At 59.6% G+C, this 17598-nt stretch carries 16 protein-coding genes; 14 read left to right on the top strand and 2 right to left on the bottom strand.

Annotation, left to right across the window (positions count from 1 at the left end; translation table 11 throughout):
* The first annotated feature begins 91 nt into the window (after positions 1–91).
* From glpD to CK911_RS09380, 7 genes are all read left to right on the top strand, one after another.
* A complete protein-coding gene (gene glpD, locus CK911_RS09410) occupies positions 92–1579 on the top strand; it encodes a glycerol-3-phosphate dehydrogenase (RefSeq protein WP_098969736.1) in 1488 nt (495 codons plus the stop codon).
* A 106-nt stretch (positions 1580–1685) separates the two neighbouring features.
* Complete coding sequence (gene glpQ / locus CK911_RS09405; protein ID WP_098969735.1) at positions 1686–2774, top strand: glycerophosphodiester phosphodiesterase; 1089 nt, start codon at positions 1686–1688, stop codon at positions 2772–2774.
* A gap of 217 nt (positions 2775–2991) precedes the next feature.
* Entirely contained in the window at positions 2992–3474 is a 483-nt protein-coding gene (eco, locus tag CK911_RS09400; protein WP_042018918.1) for a serine protease inhibitor ecotin, read from the top strand.
* Between the two features lie 297 nt (positions 3475–3771).
* Positions 3772–4149, top strand: a complete 378-nt coding sequence (locus tag CK911_RS09395) for a DUF413 domain-containing protein (RefSeq protein ID WP_068977469.1) — start codon at positions 3772–3774, stop codon at positions 4147–4149.
* Positions 4149–5021, top strand: coding sequence for an HTH-type transcriptional regulator HdfR (gene hdfR / locus CK911_RS09390; RefSeq protein ID WP_068977468.1), 873 nt, complete (start codon positions 4149–4151; stop codon positions 5019–5021). The genes CK911_RS09395 and hdfR overlap by 1 nt, the downstream gene beginning before the upstream one ends.
* A 172-nt stretch (positions 5022–5193) precedes the next feature.
* Entirely contained in the window at positions 5194–6135 is a 942-nt protein-coding gene (locus CK911_RS09385; protein ID WP_172953992.1) for a hypothetical protein, read from the top strand.
* Positions 6136–6280: 145 nt separating this feature from the next.
* Positions 6281–7471, top strand: coding sequence for an amino acid aminotransferase (locus CK911_RS09380; RefSeq protein WP_098969734.1), 1191 nt, complete (start codon positions 6281–6283; stop codon positions 7469–7471).
* A gap of 133 nt (positions 7472–7604) precedes the next feature.
* Here the strand turns inward: CK911_RS09380 and CK911_RS09375 are convergent, their stop codons facing one another.
* Complete coding sequence (locus tag CK911_RS09375; RefSeq protein ID WP_098969733.1) at positions 7605–8087, bottom strand: DUF2062 domain-containing protein; 483 nt, start codon at positions 8085–8087, stop codon at positions 7605–7607.
* Positions 8081–8599, bottom strand: a complete 519-nt coding sequence (locus CK911_RS09370; RefSeq protein WP_098972563.1) for a DUF2062 domain-containing protein — start codon at positions 8597–8599, stop codon at positions 8081–8083. Before CK911_RS09370 ends, CK911_RS09375 begins: the two co-directional genes overlap by 7 nt.
* A 27-nt stretch (positions 8600–8626) precedes the next feature.
* Between CK911_RS09370 and CK911_RS09365 the strand changes: the two genes are divergently transcribed.
* From CK911_RS09365 to uvrC, 7 genes are all read left to right on the top strand, one after another.
* Positions 8627–10828 (top strand): DNA internalization-related competence protein ComEC/Rec2, encoded by a 2202-nt coding sequence (locus tag CK911_RS09365; protein ID WP_172953991.1) that lies wholly within the window; start codon positions 8627–8629, stop codon positions 10826–10828.
* A 104-nt stretch (positions 10829–10932) separates the two neighbouring features.
* Complete coding sequence (gene msbA / locus CK911_RS09360) at positions 10933–12702, top strand: lipid A ABC transporter ATP-binding protein/permease MsbA (protein ID WP_098969732.1); 1770 nt, start codon at positions 10933–10935, stop codon at positions 12700–12702.
* Positions 12702–13697, top strand: coding sequence for a tetraacyldisaccharide 4'-kinase (lpxK, locus tag CK911_RS09355; protein WP_098969731.1), 996 nt, complete (start codon positions 12702–12704; stop codon positions 13695–13697). Before msbA ends, lpxK begins: the two co-directional genes overlap by 1 nt.
* Before the next feature lie 72 nt (positions 13698–13769).
* Positions 13770–13958: a Trm112 family protein gene (locus CK911_RS09350; protein WP_042018929.1), complete on the top strand. Its 189-nt coding sequence runs from the start codon at positions 13770–13772 to the stop codon at positions 13956–13958.
* Entirely contained in the window at positions 13955–14704 is a 750-nt protein-coding gene (gene kdsB / locus CK911_RS09345; RefSeq protein ID WP_042018931.1) for a 3-deoxy-manno-octulosonate cytidylyltransferase, read from the top strand. The genes CK911_RS09350 and kdsB overlap by 4 nt, the downstream gene beginning before the upstream one ends.
* A gap of 214 nt (positions 14705–14918) precedes the next feature.
* Complete coding sequence (gene uvrY, locus CK911_RS09340) at positions 14919–15563, top strand: UvrY/SirA/GacA family response regulator transcription factor (RefSeq protein ID WP_042018933.1); 645 nt, start codon at positions 14919–14921, stop codon at positions 15561–15563.
* Between the two features lie 127 nt (positions 15564–15690).
* Positions 15691–17544, top strand: a complete 1854-nt coding sequence (gene uvrC, locus CK911_RS09335; RefSeq protein ID WP_098969730.1) for an excinuclease ABC subunit UvrC — start codon at positions 15691–15693, stop codon at positions 17542–17544.
* Positions 17545–17598: the final 54 nt, after the last annotated feature.

The following is a 17598-nucleotide window of genomic DNA, read 5'->3' as shown; positions in this document are numbered from 1 at the left end:
AAAAATGTTCGTTTGTTGTATTTTCATGTTCTAAAATGAGCGAAATCAAACATTGCTGTTATAGCAATCATAAAAATGAAAGTAGGTGAACATGAGCGAACATTATGATCTGGTTGTCGTCGGTGGCGGCATCAATGGGGTCGGCATCGCAGCCGATGCGGCAGGACGGGGCCTCAAGGTTGCCCTGTTTGAGGCGCAAGATCTCGCCTCTGCCACCTCGTCCAACTCCAGCAAGCTGATCCACGGCGGTTTGCGCTATCTCGAACATTACGAATTCCGGCTGGTGAAAGAGGCGTTGGCGGAGCGTGAGGTGCTGCTCGGCATGGCGCCGCATATCGCTCGCCCCATGCGTTTTCGCCTGCCGCACCGCCCGCACCTGCGTCCGGCCTGGATGATCCGTGCTGGCCTGTTCCTGTATGACAATCTGGCCAAGCGCGACAAGCTCAAGGGGAGCTGCGGTGTGCGCTTGCTGCCGCAAGATGGCTTGGTCGCCGGCATCAACAAGGGGTTTGAATACTCGGATGCCTGGGTCGACGACGCCCGGCTGGTAGTGCTCAATGCCATGATGGCCCGTGACAAGGGTGCCGATGTGCAGACCCGCACCCGCTGCATCAAGGCGGTGCGCGGTTCTAAACACTGGACCCTGACTCTGGAGCGGGAAGGGGGCGAGCAGTTCACCGTCACCTGCCGTGGTCTGGTCAATGCGGCCGGCCCCTGGGTCAAGACCTTCTATGACGAGAGCCTGCAAGAGAAATCCCCCCGTGGCATTCGCCTGATCAAGGGCAGCCACATCATAGTGCCGCGCATCCATGAGCGCGAAGAGGCCTATATCCTGCAAAACGAGGACAACCGCATCGTCTTCGTCATCCCCTATCAGCAGGACTATTCCCTCATTGGCACCACCGATGTGGAGCATCACGGCAGCCCACGGGAGGCCAAGATCAGCGAGGCCGAGATCACCTACCTGTGCAAGGTGGTCAACGCTCACTTCACTCGCCAGATCGCCCCGAAAGATGTGATCTGGACCTACGCCGGGGTGCGTCCGCTGTGTGATGACGAGTCAGATTCACCGCAGGCAGTGACCCGCGACTACACCCTTGAACTGTCGGGTGAATCGGACGGCGCGCCGCTGCTCTCGGTATTTGGCGGCAAGCTCACCACCTATCGCAAGCTGGCTCAGGCCGCCTGCAACAAGCTCAAACCCTGGTTTAGCCAGATGGGGGATGACTGGACCGCCACCAGCCGTCTGCCCGGCGGCGAGTTTGACTGCTCGGTGCGCGAGCTGGCCCGCGCCTTCGCGCTGGAGTTTGACTGGCTCGACGATCGCAGCGCCCTGCGCATTGCCGAAGCCTATGGCGCCCATGCCCGTCTCTGGCTGAAAGAGGATCGCGGTATTCACTTTGGTGGCGGTCTCTACGAGTCGGAAGTGCGTTATCTCATCGAGCGGGAGTGGGCCTGTTCACTGGACGATATCCTGTGGCGCCGCAGCAAGCTGGGGCTGCGCCTGAATGAGTCAGAGCAGCAGATGCTGAACATCTGGCTCGACCAATATCATCACGCTTTGCGCAAGGCGAGCTGATGAGTGACGGTGGGCAGCGCGCTGCTGCCCACTGCTATCCACCGAAAATATGCAATAAACCTCTGATAGAACAATTCCCTACACACAATAATAACGAGCATCACATATGAAAAAACTCGCCGTTTCCCTCATCGCCTTGAGCCTTGGGGCATCCCTCTCATTACCCGTATTTGCTGCCGATGAAGGCAAGGTGGTGATTGCCCACCGTGGTGCTTCCGGCTACCTGCCCGAGCATACCCTGGAGTCCAAGGCGCTGGCCTATGGCATGGGGGCCGACTATCTGGAGCAGGATCTGGTGATGACCAAGGATGACCAGTTGGTGGTAATGCACGATCACTTCCTCGATGGCATCACCGATGTGGCCGAACGTTTCCCCGGTCGTGCCCGTCCGGACGGCCGTTACTATGTGGTGGATTTCACCCTGGCCGAGGTGCGCACCCTGCGCATGACCGAGCCGTTCCAACTGGTGGATGGCAAGCAGGTACCGGTCTATCCGGCCCGCTTCCCGCTCTGGAAGTCGGACTTCAAGATCCATACCTTCCAGCAGGAGATCGAGATGATCCAGGGGCTCAACAAGAGCACCGGCAAGCACATCGGCATCTATCCCGAAATCAAGGCCCCCTGGTTGTTCCGTCACGAGGGCAAGGATATTTCCAAGGCGGTGCTGAAGGTGCTCAAGGAGTACGGCTACACCGGGAAGGATGACAAGGTCTATCTGCAGTGCTTCGATGCCGATGAACTCAAGCGCATCAATAGCGAGCTGATGCCTGCCATGGGCATGGATCTGAAACTGGTGCAGCTGATGGCCGAGACCGACTGGAACGAGACCATGGTCTATGACGCCAAGGGTAAGGCGACCCCCTACAACTACGACTGGATGTTCAAGCCGGGTGCCATGAAAACCATCGCCAGCTATGCCGAAGGGATAGGCCCCTGGAAGCCAATGATCGTTACCGAACCGGGCACTTTGGGCAAACCGACCTTTACCGGCATGGTGAAAGAGGCCCACGCGGCGGGGCTGAAAGTTCACCCCTATACCTTCCGTCAGGATGAGGGGCAGATCCCGGCCTATGCCAGGGACTTCACCGACCTGCTCAATATTTTCCTTTATCAGGCCGATGTGGACGGGGTGTTCAGTGACTTCCCCGACAAGGCGGTGGCCGTCATCAAGGCCCATGAAGGGGCGGCTAAATAACCGCCAGGCGCCATTTGAATGCAAAGCGAGGCCCATGGGTCTCGCTTTTGTCTTTCATACCGGTTATTGAAGTGTGCGCCCTGTCAGAAAATAGCCAGATCACGTCATGGTGTGCCGGATCTGCATCATTTTACGCAGTTTTTACGTAGCAGACCGCTGGCATGAAATCGGCAGAGCGGTTAGTCTAGCGGCGTTGAAGCAACCCCAAGAGGTACAGATGAAAACCGTATTGCGTTTTAGCCTGCTGGGCGCCTTGTTGTTGGGTGGCCATGCCTTCGCCGCCGAGCCGAAAAAATTTGATATCAGCATGTTCCCAGCCGCTGACGTGAATCAGGAACGTGTGGTGATCCGCCTGCCTGAAGTCGAGAAAGAAGCCGACATGATGGTCGAGCTGCAGGTTGGCAAAAAGATGATGGTTGATTGCAACGTGCCCCGTTTTGCGGGCAACCTTGAACAGCACAGCGTGAAAGGCTGGGGCTACAACTACCTGAAACTGGGTAAGATCTCTGATCCCATCAGCACCCTGATGATGTGCCCGGAAAATCAGCAAAAAGAGACCTTCGTCCAGATTTATGGTCAGGGTTTCTTTGTGAATTACAACTCCAAACTGCCGTTCGTGATTTATGTGCCGCAGGAGTATGACGTGCGTTACCGTTTGTGGCGTGCCGATAACCTGGCACAACCGGCCATGATTGAATAAGTGCAGGTGAACCTGAAATGACATTGGCATCGCTGATGTGATAAATAAAGCGCCGTATGGCGCTTTATTTTTACCTGAAAATCCAGAAAGTGGCCGTGTCGGATGGCGATGAACTTACATAAGCCTGTTATTTATCAACGATTTTTGTGTGTTCTGCCACAAAATCGGCGCAAGCTATGGGGCAAATGGACTTCGATAAAAGATATTTATTAATATAGTGAGAAAATTGATTTTGCACTCGGCGATGGCCTGATGATACTTGCCCGCAAAGGTCAAACTAACCAGAAAAAGAGCACTATGAGCTTCGAATCAGACAAGCGTTTCAATGACTTCAAACATTTTCCCCGTGGCCTGCGTCGCAGTGGTGAATTCACTGTGGCCGAAGCGGACAGTCTGGAAAAATATGGTTCAGCCATGCTGGCACTCTATCAGGGCACGCAGATCGCCCGTGACGATGTCGAGACGGCTTTCGTCGAGCAGGTCAAATCCGGCGCAGCAGGCACGAATCCCCACGCCAAGGTATGGTTCAAATACCTCAAGGTGATCGGTCCCAAGCGGGTGCATCGCCTCTGTACAGTGGTCGGCGGTGCCAACGAAGAGAGCAGTGGCGGCGCCAGTTTTGATGTCGGTGGCGGCAGCGGCAGTGGCCGCAGCAGTGACGAGTCCATGGATTAATGGATACCGAGCTGCTTCGGACTTTTATCGAGGTCAGCAAGACCCGGCACTTTGGCAGGGCGGCAGAAAATCTCTACCTGACCCAGTCGGCGGTGAGTTTCAGGATCCGCCAGCTCGAGCAGCAATTGGGTGTCAGTCTGTTTGCCCGTCATCGCAACAACATTCGCCTGACCGCTTCCGGCGAGCGTTTGTTGCCTTATGCGGATGCCATCTTGCACACCCTCGGCCGTGCCAAGCAGGATGTGGCGCTCTCGCCAGGGTTCAGCCAGCAGTTGGCCATCGGTGCCCCCGCAGTTTTCTGGGAGCTCGATTTCAACGACTGGCTCAATCACATCTATGCGCTGGCGCCCGGGTTGGCGGTGCGGCTGGAGACTGCCTCTCGCGAACACCTCTGCCGCCAGTTGCTGGAGCGCTCCCTCGATCTGGCCCTGCTCTCCGAGCCCACCAAAATTGACGAGATTGCCCTGCATCCTATTGGTGAGCTGGTGTTCGAGCTGGTGAGCCGTGATCCGGCGGCCAATGCCGATAACCTGATGCAGATGCCTCATATCCATCTTGATTGGGGTACCAGCTTCGAGCCACAGCCGAGCCGCCTGCAGAGTCTGCAAAAGACCCCGGTGCTGCACTCCAGCTCCGCCAGCATGGCGCTGCAGTTCGTGCTGGCCAACGGTGGCGCCGCCTATCTGCCCCGGCGGATGGTCAGTCCCTTCCTCGAGCAGGGGGCGCTTCATCTGGTTGAGGGTGGCCACGCCTTGAGTCGTCCGCTCTATCTCGCCTATCTGGAAAAATCCGATCGGCGGGAGCTGATTGATCAGTTGCTGACTCTGCCACTGGGTTGGCACGATGCCGAGCTGCGGCTCAATATCGAGTAAGCGTCGCACCGTTATCAAACAAGAGCCCACCACCATGGTGGGCTCTTCTGTTAGGACACAATTGCAGGGAGCAAGGTCACGTAATTGGCGCGGGAGGCTTGGCGTCATCAGCGGGTAACGGTACCTTTTCAGGCTGTTTATCCGATTGGCTGTTTACAGGGATGGATTGCAATTGATCGACTTTAGTCACCCCGAATGGCGGGCGCTGGCGCAGCAGTTGCTGGAACACGCGCCAGCGGTGATCCGTGGCCGTCAGTGGCAGCCGCTGGTGGGCTTGCTCAGGGACAACCAGCTGCTGCTAGCGGTGGGCCAGCATCGCTATGAGCTGACACCGGCCGGTCGGCGCTATCTCACCCGCGAGCTGATGCTGGCCGAGATCGCCATCGCCCCCCCGGAGCCCGAGGAGTGGCTGCATGCTCAGGGCTGGCAGCTGGGGGAGCTGGTCAACGAGCGGGTGCTGGCTGCGCTCTATCGCAAGTCAGAGGTGAACTTCTCCCCCAACGAGCAGATCGACTTCGAGGACAAGGGGATTCGGCTCTGTGCCGATCAGCTGTTGCGCTTGCGCGCCGCCCAGCCGTTCAGCCTCTTTTTCAGCGGTGGTACTCTGATCGATGCAGCGCCCTGGTTACAGGCGCTGGGGGAGGTAGCCCTGCCGGAACGCACTCTGGCGGGTCTTGGCAAGATCCTGTGGGGGGAGGGGAATATCGAGCGGGTGATCACCACCGACAGCGTTGGCGCCTTTGCCGAGCTTCCCGTTGATGCCGGCACCTTGCTGGTGTTTGCTCCCTCAACGGCCCCCCTTGCCTTGCAGCAGGTGGTGGCCGCCTTGCCGCCCAATGTGCTGTGGAGCCATCTCACCGCCCTCGACCCTGCCGGGGTGGATCGGGTACAGGCGCTGGCCCAGCGGCTCGGCCGTCCGGCCAGCTGGTGGTTGCCCCGTGATCTGGCACCCATCCTCAGCGCTTATGCCCAACCCTTGACGGATCCTCGGCCCTGGGAACCGAGCCGGATCCCCAAGTCATTGTTAGCAGTTTGTAGCGGTTTGGTTGAGTCCAATGGTGGCTTGTCGGCCGAGGTGTGCGCATTGGCGCCAGCCTGGCATGCGGTTGGTTGAAATTGGCCTGTAAGCGAGCCAAAAAGCGGTTTTCCCCCATTGAACGCGATGATATAAAGAGTTGACGAAGCGCTCGCTAGATGAGCGCTTTTGTTTATCAAGCCGCTTTGCCACCCAACGAACTCAACGGAATACAGGGAATACCATGTTTGAAAAGGTTGTTGCCGCCCCAGCGGATCCGATCCTGGGCCTGACCGAAGCCTTCCGCGCTGACTCTCGCAGCCACAAGATCAATTTGGGGGTCGGGATCTACAAGGATGAGACCGGTGCCACCCCAATCCTTCACTGTGTCAAGAAAGCCGAGCAGAAGCTGCTGACTGACGAGAAGACCAAGAATTACCTCGGTATTGAAGGCAATATCGAATATGGCCGCATCGTGCAGCAACTGCTGTTCGGGCAAAATTCCGCGCTGGTCGCCAGCGGCCGTGCCAAGACCGCCCAAGCGCCGGGCGGTACCGGTGCCCTGCGTATCGCCGCCGAATTCGTGGTACGCAATGGTCTGGCCAAGACCATCTGGATCTCCGATCCCACTTGGGCCAACCACGTCAGCGTATTCCAGGCCGCAGGTCTGACCGTCAAGTGGTACAAGTACTACGACGCGGCCACCAAGGCGCTCGACTTCGCCGCCATGCAGGCCTCGTTGGCTGACGTGCAGCCGGGTGAGCTGGTGCTGCTGCACGGCTGCTGCCACAACCCGACCGGTATCGACCCCACCAGCGATCAGTGGCGCGCACTGGCCAAGCAGAGTGCTGCCGCTGGCTGGCTGCCAATGTTTGACTTTGCCTATCAGGGCTTTGCCCGTGGTATCGAAGAGGATGCCGAAGGTCTGCGTATCTTCGCCGAGTGCCATGACGAACTGCTGGTGGCGAGCTCCTTCTCCAAGAACTTCGGCCTCTACAACGAGCGGGTCGGTGCCTTCACTCTGGTGAGCGCGACCAAAGAGATCGCCGACGTGGCCTTCACTCAGGTCAAGACCGTTATCCGTGCCAACTACTCCAACCCGCCGTCACACGGTGCCGCTGTGGTCACCGCCGTGGTGAGCGATCCGGCTCTCTATGCCGAATGGGTCGAAGAAGTGGCCGCGATGCGGGTGCGCATTCGCGAGATGCGCGAGCTGCTGGTAGAGAAGCTGGCTGCTCTCGGCGTGAGCCAGGATTTCAGCTTTATCCGCGAGCAGAACGGCATGTTCTCCTTCTCTGGTCTCTCCAAGGATCAGGTTGCGCGCCTCAACAGCGAGTTTGCCATCTACATCGTCGGTTCCGGCCGGATCAGCGTGGCCGGTATTACCCGCGCCAATATCGATCCCCTGTGCGAGGCGATCGCCAAGGTGCTGTAACCGCATTGCCTTGTGCTTTGGCACTATGCGGCTCTTTGCGGCACTATGCCATGAAAAAGCCCGTCACCTTGGTGACGGGCTTTTTTGATCGCCAATCAATGGAAAGGACAATTTAGTGGTGGCGAGCGCCTTGTCACAGCTTGCGCAACTGCAGTAGCAGCGCGGTCAGGGCGCCGCCGCTCAGGGCGGTCAACACCGCCAGCAGCAGGCTGCCGAGCAGGAATGGAGGCACCAGGGTCACCGCCTCCTGCTCCAGCCAGTGGAGGGTCCAGCTAAGGTGGAAAGGCTCCGGCGTCTGGTGCAGCACCAGACAACCGGTGCGATAGGCGTAGAGATACATGAACGGCAAAGTCAGCGGATTGTTGAACCAAACCGCCAGCAGGGCCAGCGGCAGGTTGAGGCTGAACGCCAGCGCCAGTCCGACGGCGATGAGCGAATGCATCGGGATGGGGATCCAGCAGGCGAAGATCCCGGCCGCTACCGCGCCACTGAGGGCTCGGGAGCCCCCTTGCCACAGCGCGGGTGCCAGCAACCGCTCACCAAACAGCGCAAACCATTTTTGCTGGCGCAGGGTGTCGGGGTCTATTTTGAAGCGGGCAAACCAGCGACTCAGCATGGGCGGGCCATTTTGCGCTTTTGCCACTGGCGCACCGTGCTGATCCGCCAGAAGGTGCGGATCAGGGTGTAGCCGATGAGGGAACTCAGCTGTGCCAGTATCAGCGATCCCAGCAACAGCGGCGGCGCTATCGTCCCCAGCACCGAGACCAGCCAGTCCCAGGTGAACTCAATCTCGATCTGCTGCGCCGAATGTCCCAGCAGCTGGCAACCGACCAGATAGGCGCCATAGAGCAGGGGTGGCATGGTGAAGGGGTTGGAGAGCCAGACCAGCGCCACCGAGAGCGGTAAGTTGACCCGAAACAGGATGGCCCCCCCGGCGGCCAGCAACATCTGGCAGGGCAGTGGCACCCAGGCCATGAAAAGGCCCACTGCAAATGCCCCTGCGGCAGAGCGTCGATTGAGATGCCAGAGATTGGCGTCGAGCAGCAGTTTGCCGAACAGTCGCAAGTGCTTGTGTTCTTTCAGGGTTTGTTGATCGGGCATCCAGCGTTTTATGAGTCGTTTGGGCATATTGAAACCTTGCTAAATACTTATCCCATGGATCTGCGTCTATTGTCGTTTGCCCTGGGGGCAAGCTCCTCACTGCTCTGGCCATGGTTACCTTCACTCGCATGGGGGGGCCTGTTGCTGTCCCTGCTGGTTCCCCTTGCATATTACCGCGCATGGCGGCTGCTGTTTCTCCTGCTTGGTATCCTCTGGATGCAAGCCAACCTTGCCTATCGGCTGACGTGGTTGAACCAGCTTGGAGAGCAAACAAGCCACATCATAACCGCGCAGCTGCAAAGTGCAGAGCCCGAGGGGGATAAATTTGTCCGGCTGCTGCTGCGGGTGAGCACCCTCGACGAACAACCGGTGACACCTGAGCCCCTGATCCGGGTCAATGCCTATCAGGCATTGCCCGCCATGACAGTGGGCAGCCGGATCACCCTGGTCACCTCGTTGAAACCGGCCCACGGTCTTGCCAACGAGGCGGGGCTGGATGGGCGGCGTCTGCTGCTGGGCAAGGGGATCACCGCGACTGGCAATCTGCGTCGGGTGATCGCCATTGAGCCAGTGGCCGCGGGCTGGCGTGAACGCTGGTTGGAGGCGGCGACCGAGAGTTGGCGCTCGCTTAACCATGCACCCTTGCTGGCAGCCCTCACCTTTGGCGAACAGAGTGGCATCACGGATGCCCAGTGGGAGCTGTTTCGCGGTAGCGGCCTGACTCATATCATCGCCATTTCAGGGCAACACATTGCGCTGGTGGCGGTGCTCGGGTGGTGGCTGGGGCGCTTGTTTGGCCTGCGTGGCGCCATTGTCACGTCCCTGCTGTTTGCCGCCGTCTATAGCGCACTGGCAGGATTTGCGGTGGCCACTGAGCGGGCCTTGATCATGGTGCTGGTGTGGAGTGTGCTGCGCTGGAGCCGGCGGGAGTGGCCTGCCTGGCGCATCTGGTTGTGGGCCTTTGTGGTGCTAACCCTCTGGGACCCCTTTGCCCTCTATTCGGCCGGGTTCTGGCTCTCGTTTCTGGCGGTGGCCATTTTGCTGTTGGTGGGATATTTCCACCACAAGCCCGGGCTGTGGCAGATCCAGCTCTGGTTGCTGCTCGGCCTGTTGCCACTGCAGTTGGCGCTATTTGAGGGGATAGCGCCGTTGGCCATGGTGATCAACCTGCTGGCGGTACCGCTCTTCTGTATTGCCATCATACCACTGGCGCTGATTGGCGTGCTGCTGGCGCCGCTCTCCACTTCGCTCGCCTATGGCCTGTTCTGGTTGGCGGATCTGGGGCTGGGGTGGGTGCTGGCCACCTTGAGCTGGTTGGCAAGTCAGTTGCAACTGTGGTGGCCACTGCCCGGCTGGTGGCTGCCGCTCTGTGCCCTGCTGTTGCTGCTCTGGTTCGGTTGGCAGTGGCGCCCCGCCCGCTGGCTGTGGTTGCCGGGCGCCCTTGCGCTGGTGTTGGCGTGCTGGCCTGCACCGGCCCGCTGGCAACTGCGGGTGCTGGATGTGGGACAGGGGTTGGCGGTGCTGATCAGCAAGGGCGAGCGCGCCATCCTCTATGACACCGGTGATCGCTATCCCGGGGGCTACAACATGGCGGATGCGGTGATCTTGCCCCAGTTGAGCCGTCTGGGTATCAGAGTGATCGATCGTCTCATCATCAGCCACAAGGATCGGGATCATGCCGGTAATCGCAGGCGGCTGCTCAGCGCCATGCCGGTTCGCCATGAAACCTCATCTTATCCCTTCAGCGAGGGAACCACCCTCTGCCAGCGGGGTCAGCAGTGGCACTGGCAGGGGCTCGCGTTTGTGGTGCTCTGGCCAGAGCACCCGGGCGGTGGGCGTAACAACGATGGCTGCGTGGTACGCATCAGCGATGGCGAGCGCAGCATATTGCTGAGCGCCGATATCGAACGGCAGGCCGAGCAGCGACTGGTGGCGCGGGAGGGGGAGGGTTTGGCCAGCACCTTGCTGGTGAGCCCCCATCATGGCAGCCGCAGCTCTTCCACCCCACCATTTGTGGCGGCGGTGGCGGCCCGAGAGGTGGTCCATAGCGCCGGTTTCAGGAACCAGTGGAACTTTCCCCGCCCCGAGGTGGTGGCCCGTTATAGGGATGCTCGCCAGTGGATCACCGGTCAGCAGGGGGCGATCTTGGTCGAGCCAACAGCCGACGGCTTGCGTGTCACGGCCGAGCGTGATGATGGCCCCTGGTATCGGCGCAGTGGCGACTGGTGGCGGCCGAAGCGGTGGTTTGGCCAATAAATAGTCACTTCCGGTGTGGATGGCGGTCATATCCAAGGCGGCACTTGGTGGAAACCCAAGCTTTGGCTAGAATGGCGCGTCATTTCCATTACTAACGGCTATTCATGCAACAAGAAACCTCACAAGAGAGCTGGCCAGTATTCAAACGCCTGCTCGGCTATGTCCGGGACCGCAAGCTGGGCCTGGTTGGTGGCATCATCGGGATGCTGGGCTATGCCGCCGTGGATACCACCTTCGTCTACTCCATCAAACCGTTGATCGATCAGGGCCTCAATGGCAATGACAGCAGCGTATTGAAATGGATGCCTTTCTTCGTTCTCGGCATTGTGGCGCTGCGCGGTTGCGCCGCTTTCCTCTCTAACTATTGCATGGCCTGGGTCGGCAACCATGTGGTGATGCGGCTGCAGCAGCAGGTTTTTAGCCACCTGATGGCAATGCCCATGAGCTTCTTTGACCGCCAGAATACCGGCAACTTACTCTCCAAAGTGACCTATGACGCGGGCCAGGTATCCTCTGCTGCCAGCTCAACTCTGGTGTCGCTGGTGCGAGAGGGTGCCACAGTGGTGGGTCTGCTGGGGCTGATGTTCTGGCACTCCTGGCAGCTGTCAGTGATCTTCCTGGTGGTGGGCCCTGTGGTGGGGATCCTGATTGGCCTGATCAGCCGACGCTTTCGCCAGATCAGCCGCCATATTCAGCAAGCGGTGGGAGACATCACTACCTCCACCGAGCAGATGCTGAAAGGTCATAAAGAGGTGCTGATGTTTGGTGGCCAGCAGGTGGAAGACAAGCGCTTCTTCACGGTCAGCAACCGGATGCGTCAGCAGACCATGAAGATGGTCGCGGCCGATGCCATCGGCAGTCCTATCGTCCAGATGGTGGCCTCGGTCGCGCTGGCGACATTCCTCTATGTGGCGACCATCGACAGCGTCAAGGCGACTCTGACCGCCGGTACCTTTACCGTCATGGTCACCTCCATGATGATGCTGCTCAAGCCGCTGAAAAGCCTGACTGACGTCAATAACCAGTTCCAGCGCGGCATCACCGCCTGTCAGAGCCTGTTCGGCCTGCTCGATTCCACTCCGGAAGAAGATTCAGGGACCCGTACTCTGGCGCGCGCCCGTGGCGAAATCGAGTTTCGCAACGTCACCTTTAGCTACCCGACCAAAGAGACACCGGCGCTGCACAATGTCAGCTTCAAGGTCGAGGCGGGTAAATCGGTGGCGCTGGTGGGCCGCTCCGGCTCCGGCAAGAGCACCATCGCCAGCCTGTTGACCCGTTTCTACGATATCGAGCAGGGCGAGATCCTGCTGGACGGCGTCAACATCCGCGAATACAAGTTGAGCGAGCTGCGCAAGCAGTACGCGCTGGTCTCCCAGCATGTGCACCTGTTCAATGACTCGGTGGCCAATAACATTGCCTATGCCGCCGAAGAGCGCTACAGCCTGGACGAGATCCAGCAGGCTGCCCGCATTGCCCATGCCGATGAGTTTGTCCGCAAGATGCCGGAAGGTTACGACACAGTGGTGGGCGAGAACGGGGCATCGCTGTCTGGTGGCCAGCGCCAGCGTATCGCCATCGCCCGCGCCCTGCTGCGTGATGCACCTGTGCTGCTGCTCGATGAGGCGACTTCGGCCCTCGATACCGAGTCCGAGCGCCACATTCAGGCTGCCATCGACGAGCTGTGCAAAGCGCGCACTTCGCTGATGATCGCCCACCGTCTCTCTACCATCGAGAAGGCGGACGAGATCCTGGTGATCGACGAGGGTCATATCGTTGAGCGCGGCAACCATGAAACCTTGATGGCCATGCAGGGCACCTATGCCCAGCTGCGGGCCATCCAGTTTGGGAGCGCTTCACTGGGAACCAAGGCCTAATGCTGCAACAGCTCTGGTTCGGCAAAAGTGGCTGGCGCTGGTTGCTGGCGCCGTTTGCCCTGCTGTTCGCCATCATCAGCGGCACCCGCCGCTACGCCTATCGCCACGGCTGGCGCAAGGGGTATCGTTCCTCCTTGCCGGTGATTGTGGTGGGCAATATTTCGGTGGGTGGCAACGGCAAGACCCCGGTAGTGGTCTGGCTGGTGGAGCAGCTGCAAGTACGCGGTTTTCGTCCCGGGGTGGTGAGTCGGGGTTATGGTGGCAAGGCGCCCCATTACCCTTATCGGCTGGATGAGACCAGCACCACGGCGCAGGCGGGGGATGAACCCGTGTTGATCGCCCGGCGTTGCGGTTGCCCGGTGGTGGTCGCACCGAAACGGGCCGATGCGGTACGGCTGCTGGAGCAGAGCGGTGAGGTGGATATCATCATCACCGACGACGGCCTGCAGCACTATGCGCTGGCCCGCGACATCGAGCTGGTGGTGGTGGATGGCGCCCGGCGCTTTGGCAATGCCTGTCTGCTCCCCATGGGACCGCTGCGCGAGCCGGTCACCCGTTTAAAGCGGGTTGACGCCATCATCTGTAATGGTGGCGAGCCGGGCAAGGGTGAGTACCCCATGCAACTGGTGGCCGATGCCCCGCGCCGGGTGCGCGACGATGCACCGCTGGCGGTGCCCTTGTCAGGGCCGGTTGATGCACTGGCAGGCATTGGCCATCCCCCCCGTTTCTTTGCCACTCTGGAGGGATTGGGCTACGCACTGGATCAGCAGGTCGCTTACGGGGATCACCACCCCTTCGATCGCACCGAGCTGGTGGGTCGCTTTGCCGCCAAGCCGCTGCTGATGACCGAAAAGGATGCGGTCAAATGTCGCTCGTTTGCCCTCGATAACTGGTGGTATCTGCCGGTCAGCGCCCAATTGCCGGCCCCCCTGCTCGATACCCTGCTGCAGAAATTGAAATTGGTGAAAGCACCCAATGCGGGTGCCGGGATTTAACATATCGGATTGCTCGACATCATAGCTGGCCGGGTTGTGTGGCTGGCTCGACATCGTTGAAGGAGTATCGTTTTGGCATTAGATATCAAGTTGCTCGACATCATCGCCTGCCCGGTCTGCAAGGGTAAGTTGCACTACAACAAAGCCGTTCATGAGCTGGTTTGCCGCTTCGACAAGCTGGCCTATCCGCTGGAAGAGGGGATCCCGGTGCTGTTGGAAAACCGCGCCCGCCTGCTCAATAGCGATGAGCTGCCATCATGAGTTTCGTGGTCGTTATTCCAGCCCGCTATGCGTCAACCCGCTTGCCGGGCAAGCCGCTGGCGGATATCCATGGCAAGCCTATGGTGCAGCATGTAGTTGAAAAAGCGCTGCAATCTGGTGCCGACCGGGTGATTGTCGCCACCGATGATCAGCGAGTCGCGCAGGCGTTGGCGGCGACCGGTGTCGAGGTGTGCATGACCTCACCGGATCACCAGTCCGGCACCGAGCGTCTGGCCGAAGTATGCCGTCACTACGGCTTCGCTGCCGATACCATCATCGTCAACGTGCAGGGGGATGAACCGCTCATTCCGCCCGCCATCATTCGTCAGGTGGCCGACAATCTGGCTGCTGCCACGGCGCCGATGGCCACCTTGTCTGTGCCGATCAAGGATGCCGAAGAGGCGTTCAATCCCAATGCGGTCAAGGTAGTGACTGACAAGGATGGCTACGCCCTCTATTTCAGCCGCGCCAGCATTCCCTGGGATCGGGACCGATTTGCCAAGAGTCACGAGCAGATTGGCGGCCACTATCAGCGCCACATCGGCATCTACGCCTATCGCGCCGGATTCATCCAGCGTTATGTGGACTGGACACCGAGCGTGTTGGAGCAGGTCGAGGCGCTGGAGCAGCTGCGGGTGCTCTGGTATGGCGAGAAGATCCACGTCGCCCAGGCCCTTGAAGCCCCGCCGGTCGGGGTAGATACCCAAGCCGATCTGGAGAAGGTACGCGCATTGTTGGCCAAGTGATGGCAACGACGTGCAGATAAGGAACAACGGTGTCGCCAGACACCGTTTTTTGTTTTTAATATTTATATAATTATTTGATTTTAAACATCAATAACGGGTTTTCTCAAACTTTTGGCGGACATGGTTTGCCAATCCGACGAGTTTGGTTATGATGCAAGACGCCCTGTTAACCCTAACCGGGCGGCAAAAACGAGATAAAAAACGGGGTGTTTGGGTGATAAATGTATTCCTGGTCGATGATCATGAGCTGGTGCGTACAGGGATAAGACGCATTCTTGAAGACGTGCGCGGGATCAAGGTGGTGGGCGAGGCACAGAGCGGGGAAACCGCCGTTGCATTTTGTCGCCAACACCATCCGGATGTGATCCTGATGGACATGAACATGCCGGGCATTGGTGGTCTGGAGGCGACGCGCAAAATTCTGCGGATCCGCCCCGATGTACGCATCATAGTGCTGACCATTCACTGCGAAAATCCGTTCCCTACCAAGGTGATGCAGGCGGGTGCTGCGGGTTACCTGACCAAGGGCGCGGCTCCTGACGAGATGATCCAGGCGATCCGGCTGGTGCACTCCGGTCAGCGTTACATCTCCCCGGAGATTGCCCAGCAGATGGCCCTGAGCCAGTTTGCCTCGGCGGATGAGAATCCCTTCAAGTCCCTCTCCGAGCGGGAGCTGCAGATCATGATGATGATCACCAAGGGACAGAAGGTGACCGATATCTCCGAGCAGCTCAATCTGAGCCCGAAGACGGTCAACAGCTACCGCTATCGCCTGTTCAGCAAGCTGGACATCAGTGGTGACGTGGAGCTGACGCATCTGGCCATTCGCTATGGCATGCTGGATGCCGACACCCTGTAACCGGGTCGTGTGAAGTCTCAAAGGCGGCGGGTGCCGCCTTTTTGCTTTTCTGCCCCTTTGCTTTTCAGGCGGCGGGGGCAGTATGCTCTGCCCGTCAATTTTTGCCTTTGTATGAGCCGAGTAGCTGATGACCCTCTCTCCCGATCCCCTCTTCGACAGCAAAGCGTTTCTGAGCGCCGTGACCCATCAGAGTGGCGTCTACCGCATGTATGACAGCGGTGGCACCGTTATCTATGTGGGCAAGGCCAAGGATCTGAAAAAGCGGCTCGCCTCCTACTTTCGTACCAACGTCGACAGCATCAAGACCCGCACTCTGGTGCGCCAGATCGCTGATATCCAGGTCACAGTAACCCATACCGAGACCGAGGCACTGATCCTCGAGCACAACCTGATCAAGCAGTACCAGCCCCGCTACAACGTGTTGTTGCGGGATGATAAATCCTACCCCTGGATCATCATCACCGCGCACCAGCATCCGCGCATCGGCGTCCATCGCGGCGCTCGCAAGGTGAAGGGGGAGTATTTCGGGCCGTATCCCTCTGGCGGCGCGGTGCGCGAGAGCCTGCACCTGATGCAGAAGATCTTTCCGGTGCGCCAGTGCGAGGATGCGGTCTACGCCAACCGCAGCCGTCCCTGCTTGCTCTATCAGCTCAAGCGCTGCGCGGGCCCCTGCGTGGCAGGGCTGGTGAGCGAAGCTGAATATGCCCAGCAGGTGGAGTTGGCCAAGCTGTTTCTGGCGGGCAAGAACCAGCAGGTGATTGGCGAGCTGGTGGGCAAGATGGAGTCCGCCAGCGGCGATCTGCGCTTTGAAGAGGCGGCCCGCTATCGGGATCAGATCCTGGCGCTGCGCCGGGTCACCGAGCAGCAGTCGGTGAGCGGCAACGTGCTGGACGAGCTGGATGTGGTGGGGGTCGCCTTCGAGCAAGGGGCCGCCTGCATCCACGTGCTGTTTATCCGTCAGGGCAAGGTGCTCGGCTCGCGCAGCTACTTCCCGAAGGTGCCGGCCGATACTCCGCTCGATGAGGTGGTGCAATCTTTCTTGCTGCAGTTCTATTTGTCGGGGCAGGGGGGTCGGCAGATCCCCAGTGAAGTGCTGCTCGATGTAGCCCTCGAGGATGAGATCGTCATCGCCGAGACCCTGAGCCAGACCGCTGGCTACAAGGTGCGGGTGGTCAGCCGCACCCGCGCCGAGCGGGCTCGTTTTATCAAGCTCGCCTCCATCAACGCCGAGACCGCGCTGCGCTCCCGTCTGGCCCACAAGAGCACACTCATCGCCCGCTACGACCAGCTGGAGGAGCTGTTGGAGCTGGAGCGTCCCATCGCCCGCATGGAGTGTTTTGATATTTCCCACACCATGGGGGAGCGTACGGTGGCCTCTTGCGTGGTGTTCAACCGCGAGGGGCCGCTCAGCTCCGAGTATCGTCGTTTCAATATCGACGGCATTACCGGTGGCGATGACTACGCGGCCATGGAGCAGGTGCTGGAGCGCCGTTTTGGCAAGCTGCAGGAGCCGGATAAGGTGCCGGACGTGCTGTTTATCGATGGCGGTCTTGGCCAATTGCGCCGCGCCGAAGAGATCCTGGCGCGCCAGCTGGAGTTCCTCGGCGGCAAATACCCGCTGTTGGTGGGGATCGCCAAGGGGGTGACCCGCAAGGCGGGGCTGGAGACGCTGATCATGGGGGAGAGCCACGAAGAGCTGCACTTGCCGGCAGATATGCCCGCTTTGCACCTTATTCAGCATATTCGCGATGAATCCCACCGTTTTGCCATCACAGGTCACCGGGCGCGGCGCGCCAAAGCCCGTACCAGCAGCAGCCTGGAGGATATTCCTGGGGTAGGCCCGAAGCGGCGTCAGGCGCTGCTCAAATACCTTGGCGGCCTGCAGGAGGTGAAAAAGGCGAGCGTGGACGAGTTGGCCAAGGTGCCCGGTATCAGTCAGGAGCTGGCTCAGACCATCCACGATGGCTTGCACAGTGCCTGACCCGCTGTTGGCCCCTCGTTGGCGCCAGAGGATATCGCTAACTCCTTGATGCAC

It is taken from the genome of Aeromonas sp. CU5 (genome assembly GCF_002586745.1).
Lineage (GTDB): Bacteria > Pseudomonadota > Gammaproteobacteria > Enterobacterales > Aeromonadaceae > Aeromonas > Aeromonas sobria.
This window is presented reverse-complemented; position numbering and strand designations above follow the sequence as displayed.